At 67.3% G+C, this 21,070-nt stretch carries 20 protein-coding genes; 10 read left to right on the top strand and 10 right to left on the bottom strand.

Annotated features, from left to right (window positions below):
* Positions 1-780, top strand: coding sequence for a PIG-L deacetylase family protein (locus SMD14_RS13400; protein WP_157241744.1), 780 nt, complete (start codon positions 1-3; stop codon positions 778-780).
* A gap of 100 nt (positions 781-880) precedes the next feature.
* Here the strand turns inward: SMD14_RS13400 and SMD14_RS13395 are convergent, their stop codons facing one another.
* The 4 genes from SMD14_RS13395 to SMD14_RS13380 form a co-directional block, all read right to left on the bottom strand.
* On the bottom strand, positions 881-1,759 hold the full coding sequence (locus SMD14_RS13395; protein WP_409339686.1) for an anti-sigma factor domain-containing protein: 879 nt from the start codon (positions 1,757-1,759) through the stop codon (positions 881-883).
* A 1-nt stretch (position 1,760) separates the two neighbouring features.
* Positions 1,761-2,399 (bottom strand): ECF RNA polymerase sigma factor SigK, encoded by a 639-nt coding sequence (gene sigK, locus SMD14_RS13390; protein WP_321213956.1) that lies wholly within the window; start codon positions 2,397-2,399, stop codon positions 1,761-1,763.
* 213 nt (positions 2,400-2,612) lie between these two features.
* The gene (locus tag SMD14_RS13385) at positions 2,613-3,080 is read right to left on the bottom strand and encodes a tRNA (cytidine(34)-2'-O)-methyltransferase (RefSeq protein WP_321213955.1); all 468 of its coding nucleotides are present in this window, start codon (positions 3,078-3,080) and stop codon (positions 2,613-2,615) included.
* A gap of 42 nt (positions 3,081-3,122) precedes the next feature.
* Complete coding sequence (locus SMD14_RS13380; protein ID WP_321213954.1) at positions 3,123-4,073, bottom strand: J domain-containing protein; 951 nt, start codon at positions 4,071-4,073, stop codon at positions 3,123-3,125.
* Between the two features lie 227 nt (positions 4,074-4,300).
* Here SMD14_RS13380 and SMD14_RS13375 point away from each other — a divergent pair, with 227 nt between their 5' ends.
* The 9 genes from SMD14_RS13375 (at position 4,301) to SMD14_RS13335 (ending at position 14,963) form a co-directional block, all read left to right on the top strand.
* On the top strand, positions 4,301-4,993 hold the full coding sequence (locus tag SMD14_RS13375; RefSeq protein ID WP_321213953.1) for a hypothetical protein: 693 nt from the start codon (positions 4,301-4,303) through the stop codon (positions 4,991-4,993).
* Between the two features lie 53 nt (positions 4,994-5,046).
* On the top strand, positions 5,047-6,276 hold the full coding sequence (locus SMD14_RS13370) for a cysteine desulfurase family protein (RefSeq protein ID WP_321213952.1): 1,230 nt from the start codon (positions 5,047-5,049) through the stop codon (positions 6,274-6,276).
* 133 nt (positions 6,277-6,409) lie between these two features.
* Positions 6,410-7,549: a tRNA 2-thiouridine(34) synthase MnmA gene (gene mnmA, locus SMD14_RS13365; protein WP_157241748.1), complete on the top strand. Its 1,140-nt coding sequence runs from the start codon at positions 6,410-6,412 to the stop codon at positions 7,547-7,549.
* A 237-nt stretch (positions 7,550-7,786) separates the two neighbouring features.
* Complete coding sequence (locus SMD14_RS13360; RefSeq protein ID WP_157241749.1) at positions 7,787-9,418, top strand: ABC transporter substrate-binding protein; 1,632 nt, start codon at positions 7,787-7,789, stop codon at positions 9,416-9,418.
* A 140-nt stretch (positions 9,419-9,558) separates the two neighbouring features.
* Positions 9,559-10,650 carry an ABC transporter permease gene (locus tag SMD14_RS13355; RefSeq protein WP_321213951.1) on the top strand — a complete coding sequence of 364 codons (1,092 nt, stop codon included), beginning with the start codon at positions 9,559-9,561 and terminating at the stop codon, positions 10,648-10,650.
* Between the two features lie 2 nt (positions 10,651-10,652).
* A complete protein-coding gene (locus tag SMD14_RS13350) occupies positions 10,653-11,666 on the top strand; it encodes an ABC transporter permease (protein WP_321213950.1) in 1,014 nt (337 codons plus the stop codon).
* Positions 11,663-13,387: an ABC transporter ATP-binding protein gene (locus tag SMD14_RS13345; RefSeq protein WP_157241752.1), complete on the top strand. Its 1,725-nt coding sequence runs from the start codon at positions 11,663-11,665 to the stop codon at positions 13,385-13,387. The genes SMD14_RS13350 and SMD14_RS13345 overlap by 4 nt, the downstream gene beginning before the upstream one ends.
* Positions 13,388-13,485: 98 nt before the next feature.
* The gene (locus tag SMD14_RS13340) at positions 13,486-13,893 is read left to right on the top strand and encodes a chorismate mutase (protein WP_157241753.1); all 408 of its coding nucleotides are present in this window, start codon (positions 13,486-13,488) and stop codon (positions 13,891-13,893) included.
* A gap of 65 nt (positions 13,894-13,958) precedes the next feature.
* A complete protein-coding gene (locus SMD14_RS13335; RefSeq protein ID WP_321216271.1) occupies positions 13,959-14,963 on the top strand; it encodes a hypothetical protein in 1,005 nt (334 codons plus the stop codon).
* Positions 14,964-14,969: 6 nt separating this feature from the next.
* Here SMD14_RS13335 and SMD14_RS13330 read toward each other — a convergent pair whose 3' ends face one another.
* Genes SMD14_RS13330 through SMD14_RS13305 form a run of 6 tightly spaced genes read right to left on the bottom strand, consistent with a single transcriptional unit; the run spans position 14,970 to position 20,908 of the window.
* Positions 14,970-15,683 (bottom strand): DUF4166 domain-containing protein, encoded by a 714-nt coding sequence (locus SMD14_RS13330; RefSeq protein ID WP_321213949.1) that lies wholly within the window; start codon positions 15,681-15,683, stop codon positions 14,970-14,972.
* Positions 15,684-15,723: 40 nt separating this feature from the next.
* Positions 15,724-17,016, bottom strand: coding sequence for a DUF58 domain-containing protein (locus SMD14_RS13325; protein ID WP_321213948.1), 1,293 nt, complete (start codon positions 17,014-17,016; stop codon positions 15,724-15,726).
* A complete protein-coding gene (locus SMD14_RS13320; protein ID WP_157241756.1) occupies positions 17,016-18,011 on the bottom strand; it encodes a MoxR family ATPase in 996 nt (331 codons plus the stop codon). The genes SMD14_RS13325 and SMD14_RS13320 overlap by 1 nt, the downstream gene beginning before the upstream one ends.
* Positions 18,008-19,222, bottom strand: coding sequence for a DUF4350 domain-containing protein (locus tag SMD14_RS13315; protein ID WP_321213947.1), 1,215 nt, complete (start codon positions 19,220-19,222; stop codon positions 18,008-18,010). Before SMD14_RS13315 ends, SMD14_RS13320 begins: the two co-directional genes overlap by 4 nt.
* Entirely contained in the window at positions 19,219-19,893 is a 675-nt protein-coding gene (locus tag SMD14_RS13310; RefSeq protein WP_321213946.1) for a DUF4129 domain-containing protein, read from the bottom strand. Before SMD14_RS13310 ends, SMD14_RS13315 begins: the two co-directional genes overlap by 4 nt.
* Positions 19,883-20,908 (bottom strand): hypothetical protein, encoded by a 1,026-nt coding sequence (locus SMD14_RS13305; protein WP_321213945.1) that lies wholly within the window; start codon positions 20,906-20,908, stop codon positions 19,883-19,885. The genes SMD14_RS13310 and SMD14_RS13305 overlap by 11 nt, the downstream gene beginning before the upstream one ends.
* Positions 20,909-21,070: the final 162 nt, after the last annotated feature.

Genomic DNA, 21,070 nt, shown 5'->3' with positions numbered 1-21,070 from the left:
TTGACTTCCTCTCCTGCACAGGAACAGGGCCCGTTCAACCCGGACATCCACCGGATTGGGCGGGTGCTCTGTTTTGCGGCACATCCCGACGACATCGACTTCGGTGCTGCGGGCACCATCGCCGGCTGGACGGCGGCCGGAGTCCATGTCAGCTACTGCATCATGACCGACGGCGACGCCGGCGGCTTCGACCCCGCCCACCGGGCGGACATCATCGCCCTGCGCGACGCTGAACAGCGCCGGGCCGCCGAACTGGTGGGGGTCACTGACATCCACTACCTCCACCAGCGTGACGGCTACCTTGAGCCGTCGCACGAGGTGATGAAGGGCGTGGTGAAACTGATTCGGGAAATCCGTCCCGACGTCGTGCTTTCCATGCACCCGGAACGGAACTGGAAGCGCATCCAGAAGAGCCATCCCGACCATCTGGCCGTAGGCGAGGCCGTGACGCGTGCTGTCTACCCGGCAGTGGAGAATCCGTTCGCCTACCCTGAACTGGCGGAAGCCGGCCTGGGGGCCTACAAACTGCCGTGGCTGTGGCTCTATGCCGGGCCGGAAGAACGGGAGAACCATTTTGTGGACGTCACGGAGCACGTGGAGTCCAAGCTTCGGGCAATCCATGTCCACGTCAGCCAGCATCCCGACGTGGAGGCGATGGAGGCAACCGTCCGACGGGGCATGAAGCTGAATGCCGCACGCGCCGGCCTGCCGGAGGGGCGAAGCGCCGAGGCATTCCATGTGGTTGCGGTCAACGGTCCGGGAACCATCGCGGGCTTCTGACACATTTCCCCGCTGGGAAGACCACAGGCGAAAGCGCCCCGTTCCATGTCCTTCCGGAAGATGGAACGGGGCGCTTTCAGCTGGTGCGGGAGCGTTCCCCTTAGGCGCCCAAGGGTGCGGCAGCCACCGTGGGCAACGTGGGCGACCGGGACCCGCCCGCCGGCTCCACGGTGATTCCCAGCGCCGCTGCGGAGGAGATCCCTTCCACCACAGCCGGCTTGGAAAGGGCTTCCTCGTCCATCAGGCCCTGGGATACGGGTGCCGAACCATCCTTGGGGATCAGCCACATCTGGTACACCTTGCCGGCGGGCGGCGCAGGAACGCCGTTCATCTTGACAACGGCGGCATCCTCGGAGGACGAAATGAGCAGGGTGGCGGTGCCGCCGCCGGCCACATCCACCGAGGCCTCCCGCAGGTCCCCTGCCCGCACCACCTGGTTGATGGGATCGTTCAGGTCCGCCAGGTATGAACCCACTCCCACGCCGCCGAGGGCGATGGCGGCCGCGGCGGCCACTCCGGCCAGCCAGCGGCGGGTGCCGGAAGGCCGGCGCCGTTCCTCCCGGCGCTGCCGCGCCTTGGCGAGCTCGTCCCCGGCAACCGGCTGCCCTGTTGCCGACGGCCCGGCGGGCGCGGCGGCAGGCCCCGCGGCGGGGGCCGGGTCGTCCGCTTCCGGGCGGTTGTCCTGTGCAGGAAGCTGTGCGACGATGCGGTCGAAAAGGTCGGCCGGCGGCTCTTCCTCGACCCGGAAAGTCCTGGCCAGAGTTTCCCTTGCCTGGCGTACCCGGTCGAAAAAGAGGGTACGTTCCGATTCCGGGGCAGCCGAGATGTACTGCTCGATCGCCCGGCGTTCTTCGTCGGTCACCGCGTCCAGGGCATACAGCTCCGCCAGCTCTACGACCCGGCCGGAAGCCAGGTCCATGGCTACGGTGTCACCAAACGAACCTGGACGGCCGTCGCGGCCATGGTTCATGTCACTCATCTCAACTCACCTCCAGACAGGTCTTCAGCCGGATTAATCCGTCACGGATCCGGGATTTTATGGTCGGTACTGCTGCGTTCAGGCGTTCGGCAACTTCCCGGTACGTGAGGCCGCCGTAGTAGGCCAGCCGCACCGACTCCTGCTGCGTTTCGGTCAGCGTTCCCAGGCAACGGACCACGGCCTCGGCTTCCAGTCTGCTCCCGACCTGGTCCGACACTGTGTCGTGGTCGATGTCCTGGGTGCTGGCGCCGTATTTGGCCTCGCGGTCAGTGGAGGACTGCGAGGACCGGACTCTGTCCACAGCGCGGCGGTGCGAAATGGTCATTAGCCAGGAGAGCGGGCTCCCGGCCTTGGGATCGAACTTCGCCGCGTTCTGCCACACCTGGAGGAAGACCTCCTGCGTGGTGTCTTCGCTGAGTTCGGGGTCGATCAGCACGCGGCGGGCCATACCGAAAACCCGGCGCGACGTGAGTCGGTAGAACTCGGCGAAGGCGGCCTGGTCGCCCCGGCCTATGCCTTCCAGCAGGACTGAAAGCCGGTGGCTGAGATCGGCCGGAGGGTCTGTCACCGCGGCATGGGCCTCGGAATGCGGGGCCTCGGAATGCTGGGCCTCGGAATGCGGGGCATTGGGGGTTTCCATTACTACCAAGCATAAGTGTCCGGACCGTGAATCCTCAGCAGTGCCGCCCCGGCTGCTGCGGGCGGTCCTGGAACGTGACTCCAGCAATGTCACCTGCAGCTCCTTGAACACGATGGAATGTTGTCGGGAGTGATTCGACGCCGCAGCAGGGGCGGATGGGTTGGCTGGGAAAAATGATACGGCCCGCCCGTTGTGTGCCTGGAACGGAGCGGGTCAGATCCTGGCGCCGGCGAAGCCCTGTTGGCGCCACGCTTCGTACACGGCGATGGAGGCGGCGTTGGCCAGGTTCAGGGAGCGCAGTGCCGGCAGCATGGGCAACCGGACGGTGGAGGTGACATGGGGATCTGCCTTCAGTTCCGCCGGCAGGCCCACGGATTCCCGTCCGAACATCAGGACGTCACCCGGCTGGTAGGAGATGTCCGTGTAGCTGGCGGCTCCGTCCGACGTAAAGGCGTACACCCGTTCCGGCTTCAGGTGCTGCCAGGCGTCCTCGATGCTCGGGTGCACAGTGACGACGGCGAGGTCGTGGTAGTCGAGGCCGGCCCGTCGGAGTTTCGCATCCGAAAAGTCGAAGCCGAGCGGTTCCACGAGGTGCAGTTCGGCCCCGGTGATGGCTGCCAGCCGGATGGCGTTGCCGGTATTGCCGGGGATTTCGGGGGCATGGAAAAGGATGCGGAACACGGTTCCATCCTAGCGACCGTTGCAGGCGCAGGGCGTCCAGGGTCAGTGCATGCCGCGCAGCAGCCTGGCCAGCACCGGAACGTTCACCGTGTTGGGGGCCGGCCCGGCGGCAAGGAATTCCTTGAGGCCACGCACCATCCCCGCGGCATTGACCACCTGTACGGCTTCCAGCCCGCCTGCCGACCGGCGGTGGTTGTCGATCACCGGCTCATGGAGGTTGCCGCCCGGACTGAGCACGACGGTCCAGCCTGTGACATTCAGTTCCGGGAAGATGTCCTGCATGGCACGCACCACGTGTGCGAGCTGCGGCGGGGGGATGGCACGGCCGCCGTGGTTCAAGGTCCGGCCGTCCCAGGCATAGGCTCCTTTGGGCAACAGCATGGAGCCGATCAGCGCCAGCCGGTACCCGGACAGCACAGCATGGTCGATGTGGCTGTTGTCCGCGGGGGACTGGAGGCCATTGATGAGCCTGGCGGCCGGAATTGCCGGCAGGACCTGTCGGGTGAGGAGCTGGACGGTGCGCATTTCCCGCTGAATGCGTGCCTCGGCGCCGAATATTCCACGTTTCCGGGGCATGCCGTGGACCTGCCGGCTGGCGAGTTCCAGCGGAATAAGGGGAACTTCGCTGGCAGGAACGCTGTCGTACGCCGGGACGTAGACCGGGGGATCTCCGGCGGTGTTGCGGGCGTTGCCTGGCCGGTGCACGGTGGCAGAAGCGCGGCTGCCTGCCGCCGGGGCGTCGAAGTGCGGCTCCCTCCCGGCCTCGTCCCCGCGGACAGTGCCGGCGGCGTAGGAGCGGTCGTAGGCTTTCCTGCGGATGGGGTCGATGAGGGTTTCATAGGCCTTTGTCACCCGCCGGAATGCTGCGGCATCTCCCCCGTGATCGGGGTGGGCCGTGCGGGCAGCCCGGCGGTAGGCCACCTTGATTTCCTTCTCCGTGGCTGTCACCGGCACACCAAGCACCTGGTAATACGAGCCGCTGCTCTCGGTCAAGCACCCATCCTTTGGTTGATTCGGCCAGTCTTCGCGGGTAGCCCGGTCTGCACAGTTTAATGGCCCTGCCTGAACAACGACGTTCCGGCCCCGCCGGGTTCCCTGCGGCCGGCGGGGGCTGGCGTTGCGGGGCGGGGACCAGGGCGTTGGCCCGGGCCCGGATACCTCTAGACTCGTGCATGCGCGGCCGTCCGGCCGCGGCGGGATGCATTGGGGTAGGAATGGAAATGCCGGCGACGGCGGGAACGGCTGGCTGGGCCGGGCAGCGGACCGTGCCGATACTGGCAGCCGCACTGGCGGCCCTGCTCATGGGCGGCTGCAGCGTTGAAGTACGGGACCCGGCGGCTCCGGAACCTGCGGCCAGCACGCCCGCAGTGGCTACGCCCACCATAACGCCGGGCCACGACGCTGAGGCAGTAGCCGGCCGGGACCTGCCCTTTGCTGCCGGCGGCACCCTGGCCCCGGGGGTGCCGGTTGGAATCTCGGATGGACTCAAGGAAGCTCCGGGCTGGAAGGCCGGGAGCCGCAACGTCGCGGGCGAAAGCCGGTACACCAAGGCCGACGGATGCCTGGTTGCCGCCAAAGCCCGCACCAACCAGGACGCCCTTGCCAGAGCTGATGACCGGGAATCGACCATTGCCCTCTTCGAATACCTTGATCCGTCCATCCTGCCCGGCTACCTGAAAACGGAGACCCTGCAGTGGGGCGCATCCCCGGAAGGGCCAGGGCGCGCGGTGGAGGTGCTGGCCCTGGAGCCGGCACCGCAGCCGGGCGGCAGGGCAACGGCTGTGCTGGCCAGGCTTTTCGGCACGGCCGGTTCGTCGGTCTATGTCTCCATCTCCTGCCCGGACGCCGCCTCGCTCGCGTCGGCCAGGTCCGACGTCGTGCGTTTCCTGCCTCTGGTCCCGCCGGCCGGCTAGCAGCCCCAGGCGCAGCCGCTCCTGCCTCAAGGCATGGACAGTAGAATTGGGAGGTGCCCGTTTACCTGGACCATGCCGCAACCACGCCCCTCTCACCTGAGGCGCTGGCTGCCTTGACGCGTGAGCTCACGCGCACCGGGAATCCCTCCTCCCTGCACGGCTCCGGCCGACGCGCCCGCCGCGCGGTGGAAGACGCGCGGGAGGCCATTGCGGCTGCAGCGGGGGCCCACCCCTCGGAAGTCATCTTCACCTCGGGGGGCACGGAGTCTGACAACCTGGCCGTCAAGGGCCTCTACTGGTCCCGGGTGGCAGAAAACCCTGCCCGTCGCCGCATCCTATGTTCCGCCGTCGAGCACCATGCCGTCCTGGACACCGTGGAGTGGCTGGAGCGGCACGAAGGCGCCGAGGTGGCATGGCTTCCCGTGGACAGCGAGGGGGTCGTGGAACTGACCGCCCTTGAAAAGGAACTTTCCCGTGACCCGGACACCATTGCCCTGGCAACGGTCATGTGGGCGAACAACGAGGTGGGCACCATCCAGCCCGTCAGCCGGATCGTGGAACTGGCCCACGCCGCAGGGGTGCCCGTGCACTCGGACGCGGTACAGGCATTCGGTTCGCTTCCCGTGGACTTCAAGGCCTCCGGCCTGGACGCCATGTCAATCTCCGGGCACAAAATCGGCGGACCGGTGGGGGTGGGGGCCCTCCTGCTAGGGCGGGCGGTGAAACTGACGCCCGTCCAGCACGGCGGCGGCCAGGAACGTGACGTCCGCTCAGGCACGCTGGACACCGCCTCCATCGCAGCCTTCGCCGCGGCTGCGGAAAAGGTTGCGGCCACGCTGGGCGAGGAGTCGGCGCGGATCGCGGCCCTCCGCGACCGGCTGATTGACGGCGTCCATGCACAGGTTCCGGAAGCCGTCCTGCGGGGTGCCCCAGGGAACGGCCGGCTCCCCGGGAACGCGCACTTCACCTTCCCCGGCTGCGAAGGGGACTCCCTGCTGTTCCTCCTGGACCTGGCAGGGGTGGAGTCATCCACGGGTTCCGCCTGCACGGCAGGGGTGCCGAGGCCTTCGCACGTCCTGCTGGCCATGGGCCTGGACGAGGAGACGGCGCGCGGAGCGCAGCGGTTCACCCTGGGCCACGCATCCGTGGAGGCCGACGTCGATGCGCTGCTGGCCGCGCTTCCGGGAGCCTATGCACGGGCGCGGCAGGCGGGCATGGCAGGACACGAGTCCAGTATCCAAACCGCAGGAACCCTGGCCCGCCGGGTGCCGGCCCAGGAATGACGGGAGCTTGCCGCGCCCGTCGAATTGACACCGCCGTAGAATAGATAGGCGAAGATCGTTTCCGGGTGACTGCCCGCCTTTTAAGCCGGCCTCCGGCAGTTCGGCCCCGGAAGTACCCCAACAGAAAGCAAACATGCGAGTTCTAGCAGCCATGAGCGGCGGAGTCGACTCCGCCGTTGCCGCCGCCCGCGCCGTCGAGGCAGGGCACGACGTCGTCGGCGTCCACCTGGCGCTGTCCCGCATGCCCGGAACGTTGCGCACCGGAAGCCGGGGCTGCTGCACCATTGAAGACTCCCGCGATGCATGGCGCGCCTGCGATGTGCTGGGCATTCCGTACTACGTCTGGGATTTCTCCGAGCGGTTCAAGGAAGACGTCGTCCAGGACTTCATCGATGAATACGCCGCCGGCCGCACGCCCAACCCCTGCATGCGCTGCAACGAACGGATCAAGTTCGCGGCACTGCTGGAGAAGGCCATCGCGCTGGGCTTCGACGCCGTGTGCACGGGGCACTATGCCAAGGTGATCGAGGACGCTGACGGTAACCGCGAACTCCACCGCGCGGCTGACTGGGCCAAGGATCAGAGCTACGTCCTGGGCGTCCTGACCCACGAGCAGCTCAAGCACTCCATGTTCCCGCTCGCCGATACGCCGTCCAAGGCTGAAGTGCGTGCAGAGGCGGAGCGGCGCGGCTTGTCTGTAGCAAACAAGCCGGACAGCCACGACATCTGCTTCATCCCCGACGGCGACACCGCCGGATGGCTGGCGGAAAAGATCGATATGTCCACCGGTGACATCGTGGATGAAACAGGCACCAAGGTGGGCGAACATCCTGGCGCCAACGCCTTCACCGTGGGCCAGCGCCGCGGGCTGAAGCTGGGCACCCCCGCCGCCGACGGCAAGCCGCGGTTTGTCCTTGAGATCCGGCCCAAGGAGAACAAGGTTGTGGTGGGCCCCGAGGCGCTGCTGGCGATTGACGAGATCCGCGGCATCAAAGTGTCCTGGGCCGGAATGCCCATCGCTGAAGTAGGGACGGGCGGGGACTTCGAATGCCACGCGCAGGTCCGTGCCCACGGCGATCCCGTTCCTGCCACGGCACGCATGGAGCCGGCCGGCCGGGATACGGAAGCGGGCGGAGGCCAGCTCGTCGTCCGGCTCGCCACTCCGCTGCGCGGAGTGGCCCCCGGGCAGACGATAGTCCTTTACCAGGGCAGCCGCGTGCTGGGCCAGGCAACGATCGACGCTGCCCGCTCGCTTCAGCGCGCCGCGCTCTAGACCCTTAATTTCGAGCACCGCCCCGGTTCCGCCGGGGCGGTGTTCTTTGTTGTGCGCGCCCTGGCGGGAGGACCGGGGCTCATTCAGGTAAATTTTGTGTCTCAACTCACAAAATCGTCCCGTCTGAGGGTTGACTCTCTGATTGAATCTAGGCATCAGCACCGCGCGCTTCCCGCCTGAGCACATGTACCCGTCAGCGGTCGGCGGGCGCGCACTCATCGAACAGAAAGTTCACAGATGACGAAGAGCAACAAAGCACTGCATGGCGCAATCGCGCTGGCAGGCATCTCCGCAATCGCACTGACAGCCTGCACGGGCCCCTCAGGCGGCGGCGGAACCTCAACCGGCGAGGCAGGAGGCGGTGCCATCACCTACGGCACCACGGACAAGGTGGTCACCCTCGACCCCGCCGGATCCTATGACGGCGGATCCTTCATGGTGATGAACCAGATCTACCCGTTCCTGCTCAACTACAAGCCCGGCACTGCAGACGCCGCGCCGGACATCGCCGAGTCCGCCTCCTTCACCAGCCCCACCGAGTACACGGTGAAGCTAAAGCCCGGCCTGAAGTTCGCCAACGGCAACACGCTGGACTCCTCGGACGTCGTATTCTCCTTCAAGCGGGTCAAGGCCATTGACGATCCCAACGGCCCGGCCTCACTGCTTTCGAACATGGAAAAGATCGAAGCGACGGACCCCAACACCGTCGTGTTCACCCTTGCGGCCGGAAATGACCAGGTGTTCCCTGGCGTCCTCGCCTCCAACCCCGGGCCGATCGTGGACGAGCAGGTCTTCCCGGCGGACAAGGTCATGGACGACGACGCCATCGTCGCCGCAAAGCCCTTCGCCGGCCAGTACACGATTGAAAGCTACAAGAAGAACGAACTGGTCAGCTTCAAACCCAATCCGGACTACCAGGGCCTGCTTGGCAAGGCGGCCAACGACGGCGCAACCCTCAAGCACTATGCCGACCCGAACAACCTGAAGCTCGACGTGCAGCAGGGCAACATTGACGTTGCCGGCCGCATCCTCACGGCCACGGACGTCGCCGACCTCGAGAAGGATTCCAAGGTCAAGGTCCACAAGGGCCCGGGCGGGGAACTGCGCTACATGGTCTTCAACTTCGACACCATGCCGTTCGGTGCGAAGACTCCCGAAGCCGATCCCGCGAAGTCGCTGGCCGTGCGCCAGGCGATAGCACACCTCGTTGACCGCGACGTCATCGCCTCGCAGGTCTTCAAGAACACCTACACTCCGGTCTATTCCTACGTCCCCAAGGAATTCGAAGGAGCAGCGGAGCCGCTGAAGAGCCTGTACGGCGACGGAAACGGCAAGCCAAGCGTGGACAAGGCCAAGAAGGTCCTGGCCGACGCCGGCGTCACCTCCGTGGTTGACCTGAAGCTGCAGTACACGGACCGCTACGGTACGTCAGCTGCCGACGAGTACGCCCTGGTCAAGGAGCAGCTTGAGAAGTCAGGTCTCTTCGCCGTTGACCTGAAGTCCACGGAATGGACCACCTACACCAAGGAGCGCCGCGCGGACGCGTACCCGGTGTACCAGCTGGGCTGGTTCCCGGACTACTCGGACGCGGACAACTACCTGACCCCGTTCTTTATCCCGGGCAACTTCCTCGGCAACCACTACGAGAACCCCGCCGTCACGGAAATCGTGAAGAAACAGCTCGTCACAACGGACAAGGCGGAACGCAGCGATCTCCTGGGCCAGGCCCAGGAAGCCATTGCGAAGGATCTCTCCACGCTTCCGCTGCTGCAGGGCGCCCAGGTGATGGTGGCCGGAACGGATGTCAAGGGAGTCGAGAAGACCCTGGACGCGTCCTTCAAGACCCGTCTTGGCGTGATGTCCAAGTAGGTCCACTGAACAATCCGGCTCTGACCTAAGACGGGGCGGGACGCGGTGCGCCTGCACAGGTGCGCGTGTCCCGCCCCGTCTGCTGGTCGGGAAGCGGTGAACGCCCACCGCGGGCACCGCAAATAACAACCTGAGGCACCATGACTACATTGATCGACGCGCCGCCAACAGACGCGGACGGCCTGATTCCGGCGGCCAAGAAATCCTCCGGCGGGGGATTGGGACAGTACATCCTGATCCGTTTCCTGCTGATTTTCCCCACAATATTCATCCTGGTGACCATGGTCTTCTTCCTGATGCGGATCACGGGAGACCCCATCACCGCGGCCATGGGCGGACGCCTGCCCGAGGACCAGCTGCAGGCGCGGATCCAGGCTGCAGGCTACGACCGGCCCATCCTGGTCCAGTACTTCGAGTACCTCGGCCAGCTGGCCACCGGCAACTTCGGCCGGACGCTCACCGACAACCGGGCCGTCGTCGAAATGCTGACAACCTACGGCTCAGCCACCCTGGAGCTGAGCATCAACGCGCTGCTCGTCGCCCTCCTGGTGGGCATTCCCCTGGGCATGGTGGCGGCCCACCGCCGGGACAAGGCGCCGGACGCCGTCCTGCGGGTCTTTGCCATTCTTTGCTACGCCACCCCCGTCTTCTTCGCCGGCATGCTCCTGAAGCTGACCTTCTCTGTCTGGCTCGGATGGCTGCCGGTGGCCGGGCGGGCCAAGACCTCCAGCGAACTCGCCCTGACCTCCCTCCAGGCCCCCACCGGGATCTATTGGCTCGATGCCCTGCGGAGCGGCAACATGGCCGCACTCGGAGACGTCCTGGCGCACGCGGTCCTGCCTGCGGTGGCGCTGGGACTGCTGACGGCAGGGATTTTCCTCCGCCTCGTCCGGACCAACGTGATCGGCACCCTGGGCCGGGACTACATAGAAGCGGGGCGGTCCAGGGGCGTCAGCGAATACCGACTGGTCACCAAGCACGCCTACAAGCCCGCGCTCATCCCCATCATCACGGTGATGGGCCTGCAGATAGCGGTCATGCTTGGCGGCGCGGTACTGACCGAAAAGACGTTCGAATGGAAAGGCCTGGGGTTCCAGCTGGCCAACTACCTCACCGCGCGCGACTTCGTCGCGGTGCAGGGAATCGTGGTGCTGCTCGCCATCATCGTGGCCATGACCAACTTCATCGTGGACATCATCGCCGCGCTGATCGACCCCCGCGTGAGGTACTGACCATGAGCATCCCCACTGTTCCCGTCCCCATGGAAAATCCCAGGGCGCCCTGGTACCGGCGCCTGCCGGTGGTTTCACATTTCAACAAGAGCGTGGGCCTCCAGCGCGGCATGCTAATGGCGGGCCTGATCCTCACCGGCCTCTTTGTCCTGACGGCACTTTTCGCGCCGCTGCTGGCACCTTACGGTTTCTCCCAGCTTTCCGACGCCGACGGCAACTTCCCCACGCAGGAGGCCCCCGGAGGCAAGCACCTTCTGGGCACAACGGTGGGCGGTTACGACGTCCTGTCCCGTGTCGTCTGGGGAGCGCAGACGGCCATCCTGGTGATCGTCGTCGCCGTCGCCATGTCCATCGTCCTGGGTGTTGCCCTCGGCCTGGTCAGCGGCTACCTGGGCGGGTGGCTCGACCGGATCCTGGTGGTCATCGCCGACGCCGTGTACGCCTTCCCGTCCCTGCTGGTTGCCATTGTCATGGCCATTGTCATCAGCGGCGGCCAGTCCAGCCTGCTTGGCGGCATCTTTGCCGCCGGCACGGCAATCACACTGGTGTTCATTCCGCAGTATTTCAGGGTGATCAGGGCGGAGACGGTCCGGCTCAAGGCCGAGCCGTTCGTGGAGTCGGCCAAGGTGGTGGGCGCTTCCAACATCCGCATCATGACCCGCCACATCTACCGCAACGCCACCCGCACCCTGCCGTTGATCTTCACCCTCAACGCTTCCGAGGCCATCCTCACCCTTGCCGGGCTGGGGTTCCTTGGCTTCGGCATCGAGCCGAGCTCGGCCGCTGAATGGGGATTCGACCTCAACAAGGCGCTCGCCGACACGACTTCCGGGATCTGGTGGACCGGCCTGTTCCCGGGCCTGGCGATTGTGCTCACCGTGGTGGGCCTGACCTTGGTGGGCGAGAGCATCAACGACCTGAATGATCCGCGGCTCCGGGGCCGCAAGAGCACGGGCGGCGGTTCGCCCGCGCCGGTGGACAACGCCGCCATCGCAACAGAAGTGAGGGCATCATGACCGTCAACATCGATCCGTCGTCCGGGGCCGGCTCCGGCCACGAGTCCGGCGGCGGCCGTCCGGTCCTCGACATCGACCACCTCCAGGTCACCTTCGCCACCGACGGCGGCCCGGTCCATGCCGTCAAGGACGTCAGCCTGGAGGTCCGCAAGGGGGAAGTGCTGGCCATCGTGGGGGAGTCGGGGTCCGGCAAGACGGTCACCGCCAAGACCATTCTGGGCCTGCTTCCGGAAACAGCCAGCAGCTCCGGGGCAGTGGTGATCAACGGCGCTGACGTGATCAGCGTCAGTGCCGCCAAACTGCGCCAGATCCGTGGCCGCGACGTAGCCATGGTGTTCCAGGAGCCGTCAACAGCCCTGAACCCGGTGTTCACCGTGGGCTGGCAGATCGCCGAAGGCATCCGCGCACACGCCGGCAGCGGCGGTAAGCGGGTTTCGGCCAGGGAAGCCAAGTCCCGGGCCGTCGACGCGCTCCGCAAGGTGGGCATCCCCGACCCCGAACACCGCGTCAACTACTACCCCCACCAGTTTTCGGGAGGACAGAAGCAGCGGGTGGTGATCGCCGCCGCGCTGGCCCTGAATCCGGGGCTGATCGTAGCCGACGAGCCAACCACCGCCCTCGATGTCACGGTCCAGGCAGAGATCCTGGAACTGCTGCGGGACCTGCGGGACAAGTACGGCACGTCCATCGTGCTCATCACCCACAACATGGGTGTGGTCGCGGACCTCGCCGACCGCGTGGTGGTCATGTACCAGGGGGACGTGGTGGAGGAGGCGCCGGCCCGCACCTTGTTCGCTGAACCCAAGCAGGACTACACCCGGAAACTGCTCGCAGCAGTGCCGCACCTGGGGCGCAACTCGGCGTCGGAGGGCCTGACCAGCCGGGCCCACCAGGATGAGGAAATCCTTGTGGAGGCCAGGAACCTCACCATCGAGTACCCCGGCAGGCTGGGAACGCCGGCGTTCAAGGCAGTGGATGGCGTCAGCTTCACCGTCTCCAGGGGCGAAGTCTTCGGGCTGGTGGGGGAGTCCGGTTCCGGGAAGACCACCATCGGGCGCGCAATCGCCGGCCTGAACCGAACCACAGGGGGCAGCCTCAAGGTCCTGGGCTACGAGATGCTGAACCTAAAGGAACGCACCTTCAAGCCGCTCCGGAAGGACATCGGCTTCGTGTTCCAGGACCCGGCGGCGTCCTTCAACCCGCAGCTGACCATCGGGGACTGCATTGCCGAACCCATGGTCATCCACACGAAGCCAAGCCCGGCCCAGGCGCGCAAGCGCGTAGGCGAGCTGCTCGAATCAGTCCAGCTGCCGGCGTCGTACGCGGGCCGCTACCCGCACGAACTGTCCGGCGGGCAGCGGCAGCGCGCCTCGTTGGCCCGGGCACTCAGCCTGAACCCCCGCCTGCTGATAGCTGACGAGCCGACGTCGGCCCTGGACGTGTCGGTGCAGGCGAAGGTCCTGGAGCTGTTCAAGGACATCCAGGAGGAGTTCGGTTTTGCCTGCCTGTTCATCAGCCACGACCTGGCCGTCGTGGACACGCTGTCATCCTGGGTGGGCGTGCTCTATAAGGGGAAGCTGGTGGAGCAGGGAATCGGGAGCCAGGTGATGGGAAGCCCGCAGCATGACTACACGCGGCGGCTCATCGCGTCACTGCCGGTGCCGGACCCGCAGGAACAGGCACGGCGCCGGGAGGAGCACCGGGCACTGCTCGGCATCTGATGGGTCGCGGCAAGCCCGGGGTTTGCGGCGCCGGTGCCGGTTGCGGCGCCGGCGCTTAACACCCGGGCTATCCGCGTGCCCTCCCATAGACTTGAGCCATGACGCAGCACAACCCCCACTCTCCTGATTCCGATGACTACGACCCCTCCGCCAGTTCTTTGGCCGGCCAGGTGGACAACTCGGTGATGGCTGAGCTGCTGTCCATCCGTTCCAGCATCGACAACATCGATGCGACCCTGGTCTATCTGCTGGCTGAGCGCTTCAAAGCCACCCAGAAGGTGGGGTTCCTCAAGGCCGCCCACCGGCTCCCCGCCGGCGACCCCGGCCGTGAGGCAGCCCAGATCGCCAGGCTGCGCAGGCTGGCCGAGGATGCGCACCTGGATCCAGCGTTCGCGGAAAAATTCCTGAATTTCATCATCGGCGAGGTCATCAGGCATCACGAGGCGATTGCCGAAGACCACGAGGCGGCCTCCGGACAGCACCCGCAGGCACCAGCACGCGCGTGAGCCGGGACGAACGGCGCCGCGCCGACGCCAGCACCGGACCGGAGAACGGGGCTCCGACGCGTCAGGTGACGGCCACCGCGCTGGGACCCTGGCCGGGTGAAGATCCGGTGGAAGCGGCAAAAATCATCCGCGGCGAGCTGGGCAGCCCCCACCTGCCGTTCCTCGCCGAGCTGCCGGACCGGGGCGTCGGCTCTGATGCCCTGGGACGCACTGCCTGCCTCCTGGAGGAGCTGGCGGTCGACGTCCAGCCGTATGGCTGGCGGCTCGTGGACCGTCCCGGCAAGGACTTCCGGCGTGCGGCCTCCGCCCTTGCCACGGACATCAATGTCCTGGCCGACGTGGCCGGGACCGAGGAAAATCCGGCAGCCGAAATCAAGGTGCAGCTGGTGGGGCCGCTGAGCCTTGCGGCCGGGCTCCACCTGCACAACGGCGAACGGGCACTCATCGACTACGGGGCCCGCCGGGACCTTGCGGCTTCCCTTGCCGCCGGTGTGGGACGGTACCTCTCGCGGGTTGCCGCTGCCGTGCCGGGTGCCCGGCTGGTGGTCCAGGTGGATGAGCCGGACATCGCCGCGGTGCTGGCCGGCACCATCCCCACCTCCAGCGGCTACCGCACCCTGCGTGCTGTGGCCGCCTCCGAAGTACGGGAATCGTGGCGGGTGGTCCTGGACGCACTGCGCGGGTTCGGCGCAGCCGAAGTCGTCATAGCCGTGCCGGCGATCGAGGCGCCCTTCGAGCAGATCCTCGCGGCAGGAGCCGACGGCATTGCCGTTCCGTTTGACGCCCTGACTTCCCGGCAGTGGGAACAGTTGGCTGGAGCGGTTGAGGCGGACAAGCGCCTGTGGATCGGCGCGCTGGATACTGCGGGACGGTCCCTGCCAAAGGTGTCGGACTGCGTCGAGGGCGTGTGGCGCCCCTGGCGCCAGCTGGGGCTGCCCGCCACAGCGCTTGGCACCGTGCGGATCACTCCCTCGCAGGGGCTGGCCGGCGGCACCCCGGCACACGCCACGGCGGTCCTCGGACGCCTCACGCAGGTGGCGGATGGGCTGAACCAGCTGGCGCTGGGATAGCGGGACTCAGACCCGGTTTTCCCAACGGTCCGGCTGCGCGTAGCGGGGCAGGAAACTCTGGGCTGAACTGCCGCCGGTGTAGGGGCGCAGCCTGTAGTCGAAGCTGCCGGCATACACCAGCACCAGGCCGATCTGCGGCTGGATCACCTTTACCTGGATGCGGTGCTTGCCCGCGGCGCCGTCGGCCGGGTCCCACCACTGTTCCGCGTATGCTTTGGCATCCAAGGCGGCGGGAAGGGGGATGCGGAGGGGGCCAATGAAGAGCCGGGAGGCTTCGGAGATGCCGCGAAGCCGGCCCTCCGGCGTGACGCTCAGGTTCAGGTCGGTCACCAGCCTCCGGTACCGTCCCACGTAGTCCATCAGCTGGGTGGCGCCGGCCCGGCGGGTCGCACTGGTGGTGTCCTGGAAGATCCGCGTCCGGCCCGGGAACCGGATTTCGCGGCGGGCTGTCAGGCTGGAGCGGCCAAAGGGGTCCTGGTGGGCATGGTTCTCAATCCGGAAAGGAATGTTCTCGCCGTACTCGGGGAAGAATGCTTCCTCCCCGCTGGTAAGCCGCAGCAGGGGGCGCAGCCATTCCTGCCGGCAGCCAACGACGTCGAAGGTCCCTTCCCCCACTCCGTAGCTGCCGGAACCCGGGGCCAGGGAAAAGTAATCCTGGAGCTCCGGCTGGAGCCGGGAAAAGTGCGCGCCGAGCGCCTGCTGGTAAATGGGAACGTTCAATGGGGCCTCCTGCGAAACGGTAGGACAAGATGCTGTGAACTCACAATGTACCGGCGGCCTTGAGCCTGATGTACATGTCGGCCAGCTTCGGCGGCAGCTGGTGCGGTTCGGCGTCCACCACTTCCACGCCGTGCTGCCGGAGCTCGGTACTGATGGCCGCGCGCTGCAGCAGCGCCCGCTCTGCGGCGGCGGCGCGGAATACACCGGTGGCGTCGTCGCGTTCCTTGAGCATGGCACCGAGCTGGGGGTCCCGGACGGCTGCCACCACCACCACGTGCTGCCGGGCCAGCTGTGCCGCGACGGGAAGGAGGCCTTCCTCGGGTGCGCCGCCGTCCAGCGACGTCAGCAGGACCACCAGGGAACGGTGCGCGGAAACGGCGCGGACCTGGGCCGGGACCGCTGGCCAGTCCATCTCGATGAGTTCAGCCTCAAGCGGTGCCATCGCCTGGACCAGCTGGCCCAGGAGGTTCCCCTGCCCGGCAGAGCCCGCCCGGGCGCGGGTGCGGCGGTCAAACGCCACGAAGTCCACGCGGTCCCCGCCCCGCTCGGCCAGCACACCCAGCAGGAGCGCCGCTTCCATGCCCGTGTCCAGGCGGGTTTCGTCGTCGATCCTTGCCGCCGAGGTCCGTGAGGTGTCCAGGACCATGACCACCCTTCGGTCCCGTTCAGGCCGCCACGTGCGCACCACCACCGCTGACCGGCGCGCGGTGGCCCGCCAGTCAATGGACCGGACGTCGTCTCCCCGGACGTAGTCCCGCAGTGAATCGAACTCGGTGCCCGCGCCGCGGATCTGCACCGCAGCCTTGCCGTCGAGCTCACGCAGTTTTCGCAGCTTTGACGGCAGGTGCCGCCGGGAATGGAAGGGAGGCAGCACCTGCAGCGAGCCGGGGCAGTCAATGGTCCGCTGCCGCGCGGCCAGCAGCAGCGGGCCGAAAGAGCGAAGGGTGACGTGGGGTACTTTCAGGTCGCCCCGCCGGACCGGCCGCAGCCGGACGGTGACGCGCCTGCCTTCCCCGGCCGGGACGTCGATGTCCTGCACCGGATTCTGCGCTCCCGCGGAGGGCTGCCATGCGTCGCGGAGGACACCTCGGAGCCGCCGGCCGCCGTCGTTCTGCACCTTTAACACGGCGTCCGTACCCGCATGCAGCGTGACGTTGCCGGGCTCGGAACGCAGGACGTGCACCGGACGCAGGGAAGCCGCCAGCAGGAGGTCGACGGCGGCAAGGGCCGCCAGCGCGGCGGCCACCAGCAGCACCGTTCCCCAGCCCGGCAATGCCAGGACCGGCACGGCGCCCAGCAGCACCAGCAGCACGAAACGCCCGGAGACGGCCATCAGCGGGGAACGGGAACGGACGCCAGGATGCTGCCCAGCACGTCGTCCACGCGTACTCCGTCCATTTGGGCTTCAGGCTGCAGCGCCACGCGGTGCCGGAGGCAGGGGAGGGCCAGGGCCTTGACGTCGTCGGGGGTGACAAAGCTCCTGCCGGAGAGCCAGGCCCAGGACCGCGAAGTGTTCAGCAGGGCAGTGGCGCCGCGGGGCGAGACCCCAAGCAGGAATGAAGGTGCGGAGCGGGTGGCACGCACCAGGTCCACGATGTACGCGATGACTTCAGGGTCCACCGCCACGGAGGCCACCGCCTGCCGCGCCCGTGCCAGGTCCTCCGCACCTGCAACGGCGCGGACGCCGGCGGCGGTAAGGTCCCTCGGATCGAAGCCGGCGGCGTGGCGCCGGATGACTTCCATTTCGTCCTGGCGCCCTGGCAGCGGCATGGTCAGCTTGAGCAGGAACCGGTCAAGCTGCGCCTCAGGCAGCGGATAGGTGCCTTCGTACTCCACCGGGTTTTGGGTGGCAGCGACAAGGAACGGTCCGGGCAGCGGCCGGGACTCGCCGTCCACGGACACCTGCCGCTCCTCCATGGCTTCGAGCAGGGAAGCCTGCGTCTTGGGAGGCGTCCGGTTGATCTCGTCCGCCAGCAGGATGTTGGTGAAGACCGGCCCCTCCCGGAAGGTGAATTCCGAGGTGTGCGAGTCATAAACCAGCGAGCCCGTGATGTCGCCTGGCATCAGGTCCGGAGTGAACTGGACGCGCTTGGTGTCCAGGCTCAATGCGGCGGACAACGCGCGGACCAGCAGGGTTTTCGCGACCCCCGGAACGCCCTCCAGCAGCACGTGCCCCTGTGACAGCAGCGCGATCAACAGGCCGGTAACGGTGGCGTCCTGGCCCACCACGGCCTTTGCCACCTCACTGCGCACGTCCAGGAGTGCCTGCCGGGCGGAGTCATGTTCCATGTGGTCCAGGACCCGGGGGCCGCTGCCTTGCTCGCTCATCGCCTTTTGACTTCTTTCTCTAGGTTGTCCAGCTCCCGCGACCAGGCAACAAGCCTTGCCTCGGTCCGCGGATGTTCGTTGACGAGTTCGTGTATCTGCCGGGCCGGCTGGCCGAGGTGCCGTGCTGCGGCGTTGACCACCTGGTCGGCCGTGGCCGCGGCGCCAACCCGCAGGTGCCCTGAAAGCCGAACCAGGGTTCCGGCCCGGAGGTTGTCCCGGGCCTGGTCCACGGCGCGGGAATCGTGGTAGAGCCGGGCCCTGCCCTCTGCTGTCTCCACTGCCTTGACCACCACAGGAAGGGGCTCAAACACCAGCGGGCCAAGGCGCCTGCCCCGCCAGGCTATTGCCGCGGCGGCCACCAGGGCGAGCCACGGCCCGAGGAAACGCACCCAGTCGGGCGCGAGTTCGTCGAGGGTCTGCGGGGAAGCGCCGGTTTCCAGGTCCTCGATGGTCGGGAGGTACCAGACCAGGTCCGGGGAGGTGCCGAGGGTGCGGATGGCCAGCGCAGCGTGGCCGGGATCGTCCAGCCGTCCGTTATTGAGGATGCCGGTGCTTCCCAGGACAGTGAGCCGCCCGTGACCCTCCACGGCAAGCACTCCGGCGGCAGAACCGGCAGGCCGGTAACAGGAGGTCCCGCCGTCGTAAATAAAGCCTGACTCGCCGGACACCGGTCCGGCTGCTTCCGCGTCAGGAAGGCTGCACCCGGGATCCAGCGCGGAGGAGGCGTCCGGGACCACCCCTGCCTGGCGGATGCTGCCGCTGAGCGCGGCCAGGGTCTGCAGCCTGGGCGAAACCAGCACCACCCTCTCCGCGGACGCCGCCAGTTCCTGGAGCCGCGGCTCGTCGAGGAAGCCGCTCCTGTCGTACAACAGAAGGGTCGGGGAGGTTCCCGCCTCCAGCGCCGCCATGGCCGCCTCGAAGTTCCCGACGCCGTGGACCTTGACGCCGTGCCGGCCCAGGATCTGCGTGACGGCCCGGGCACCGTCCGGGCCGGCGTTGTTGAGGGACAGGGGAACGGCGTCACCTTTCGGAGCGAGCTGCGCCCAGAGAACCAGCGCCAGGGCTGCGCCGACGAGGGCCCACAGTGCGGCGAGTGCACGGTGCCGCCCCAGCCACCCCCACAGCCCCTTGGCTTTCCCGGTGCCGCTGTCCGGTGCAGCGCCCGGCTCAGGCACCTCGCGGGTTGAGGGTGCCGGAGACACGGCGGTCATGGGCGCGCCGCCGTGTGCGGCAGGGAATCCTGCCGGGCCTGCTCCTGCTGGGCGGGGGTGCGGGCGGGCTTCATGGCTTCGAGGCTCTTGTCCAGGCTGGCCATTGCCCGGTAGTCGGCGGCGTCCGCCGCCAAGTTCCCGTACCGGATAGCGTCGAAGGTCCCTGCTGCCTTGCCCAGTCGGTCCGCTTCGGTACGGAACGGTGCAGCAAGCTCACGGACCACCTCGTCAGCCGTCCGTCCCGGCTGCGGATCCAGGATGGTGCGGTCCTCGGCAGAACGGACCAGTGCCCGGAAGCGGTCGACAACGGCGTCCCCCCACTTCCCGGCCGCAGCGGACGTTTCGGCGCGCTGCCGGTAATCCGCTGGCGTCAAGACGCTGTCAGGCTCAAAGACCTCCCTGGCCCGCCGCACTTTCGCATTTAGCCGGGGTTTGGCAATGATCACGGCGGCGGCGATGACCACGGCGATGACGATCCCAATGACCGGGCTGGGCACTGTGCTCCCGTCAGCCGCGGAGCCGTCCAGCGACTGGAGCCAGTCCACGAAGTCCTTCCAGAGCTCCTCAAGCCAGCCCGGAGCAGCTTCGCGGTACTCCGGTTTAGCCAGTTCCTCGGCCGCCCACCGCCGGGCTTCCTCTGCCGCGGGCAGGACCGGGGGTTCAGCGGCCATCCGGCCATGCCCCCGCCACGGGTCCGGGTCCGGGGCTCCAGCCAGGCTGGCTCCAGCCTGGCGTGCCCCTTGTGTGGCCCCGGCCCGGAATGCCGTCCGGATCGGCGCCGGACTCCATCTGGCGGAGCAGTGAGATGTCCAGCCCGTCCTTCCTCATCCGGAGGTCCATGTAGACCAGTGCCATCACAGACGTCTGCAAGGCGTAACCGAGGGCCCCGGCCAGCGCGCCGAGGATTGCTGTGATGACTCCGACTGCCACGGCGAGGGCCACCTCCTGCTCACTGCCGCCGTGCGGAGACAGGAAACTGGCCACCAGCGGGGGCAGCAGGCCTACCGGGATCATGACGATCTGGCTGGCGACGCCGACCAGAATGCCCACCACCAGCGTGATCCCCAGGATCCGCCACCAGTTGGCTCTGGTCAGTTCCCATGACCGGCGGAGGCTGTCCAGCGCACCCAGCTCCTCAATCACGACCGCGGCCGGGGCTACCATCAGCTTCACGTAAATCCATACGTACAGGGCAACGAAACCGAGGAACAGGGGGATGAGCAGCAGGATCCCGATCCCTTCCATGCTTGCGATCAGCGCGACGGCCAACGCTGCGGGGACAAGCATCGCCAGCAGGCCGGCGGCCATCAGCAAGGCAGCAAGCCGGACCAGGGCTCCGACCCGCGGGCGGGCGAGCGACCACATCTGCTTGAAGCTGGTGGGCCGGTTGAGGATGGACCGGGCCACCGGCACCACCATGGCGCCCTGCAGGACGGAGGCAATGAAGAGGCTGAGGACGGCCACCAGCAGCATGGCGGCCACGAATCCCAGGCCGAGGGTTGCCAGATCGGCATTACTGGCGCTGTTTGCCCAGCCTTCGATGGAGCCCGCCGAAGTTGCCGTGGCCGCGGTGAGGACAGCGGTAAGGATGGCGGCGAGGGATTGCGCCAGCAGGGAAGCGCCCAGCATGGCCTTCGCGTTCCGCCGGATCACCTGGAAGGACCCGTCCATGATTTCCCCGAACATCAGGGGACGCAGCGGGACTATGCCCGGCTTCGGGGGAGCAACATACCGCGGCTGGCCGTAGGGAGGGCCCTGGTTCGAAAAGTGCTGGCTGGGATACCGGGGCTGCGGCAACCCGGGATAGGCAGAACCGGGCTGCCCCCAAGGCTGCTGCGGCGAGGGCTG

The sequence above is a fragment of the Pseudarthrobacter oxydans genome, assembly GCF_034258515.1.
Taxonomy (GTDB): domain Bacteria; phylum Actinomycetota; class Actinomycetes; order Actinomycetales; family Micrococcaceae; genus Arthrobacter.
The sequence above is the reverse complement of the archived record's forward strand: the minus strand, read 5'-3'. Positions and strand labels throughout refer to the sequence as shown.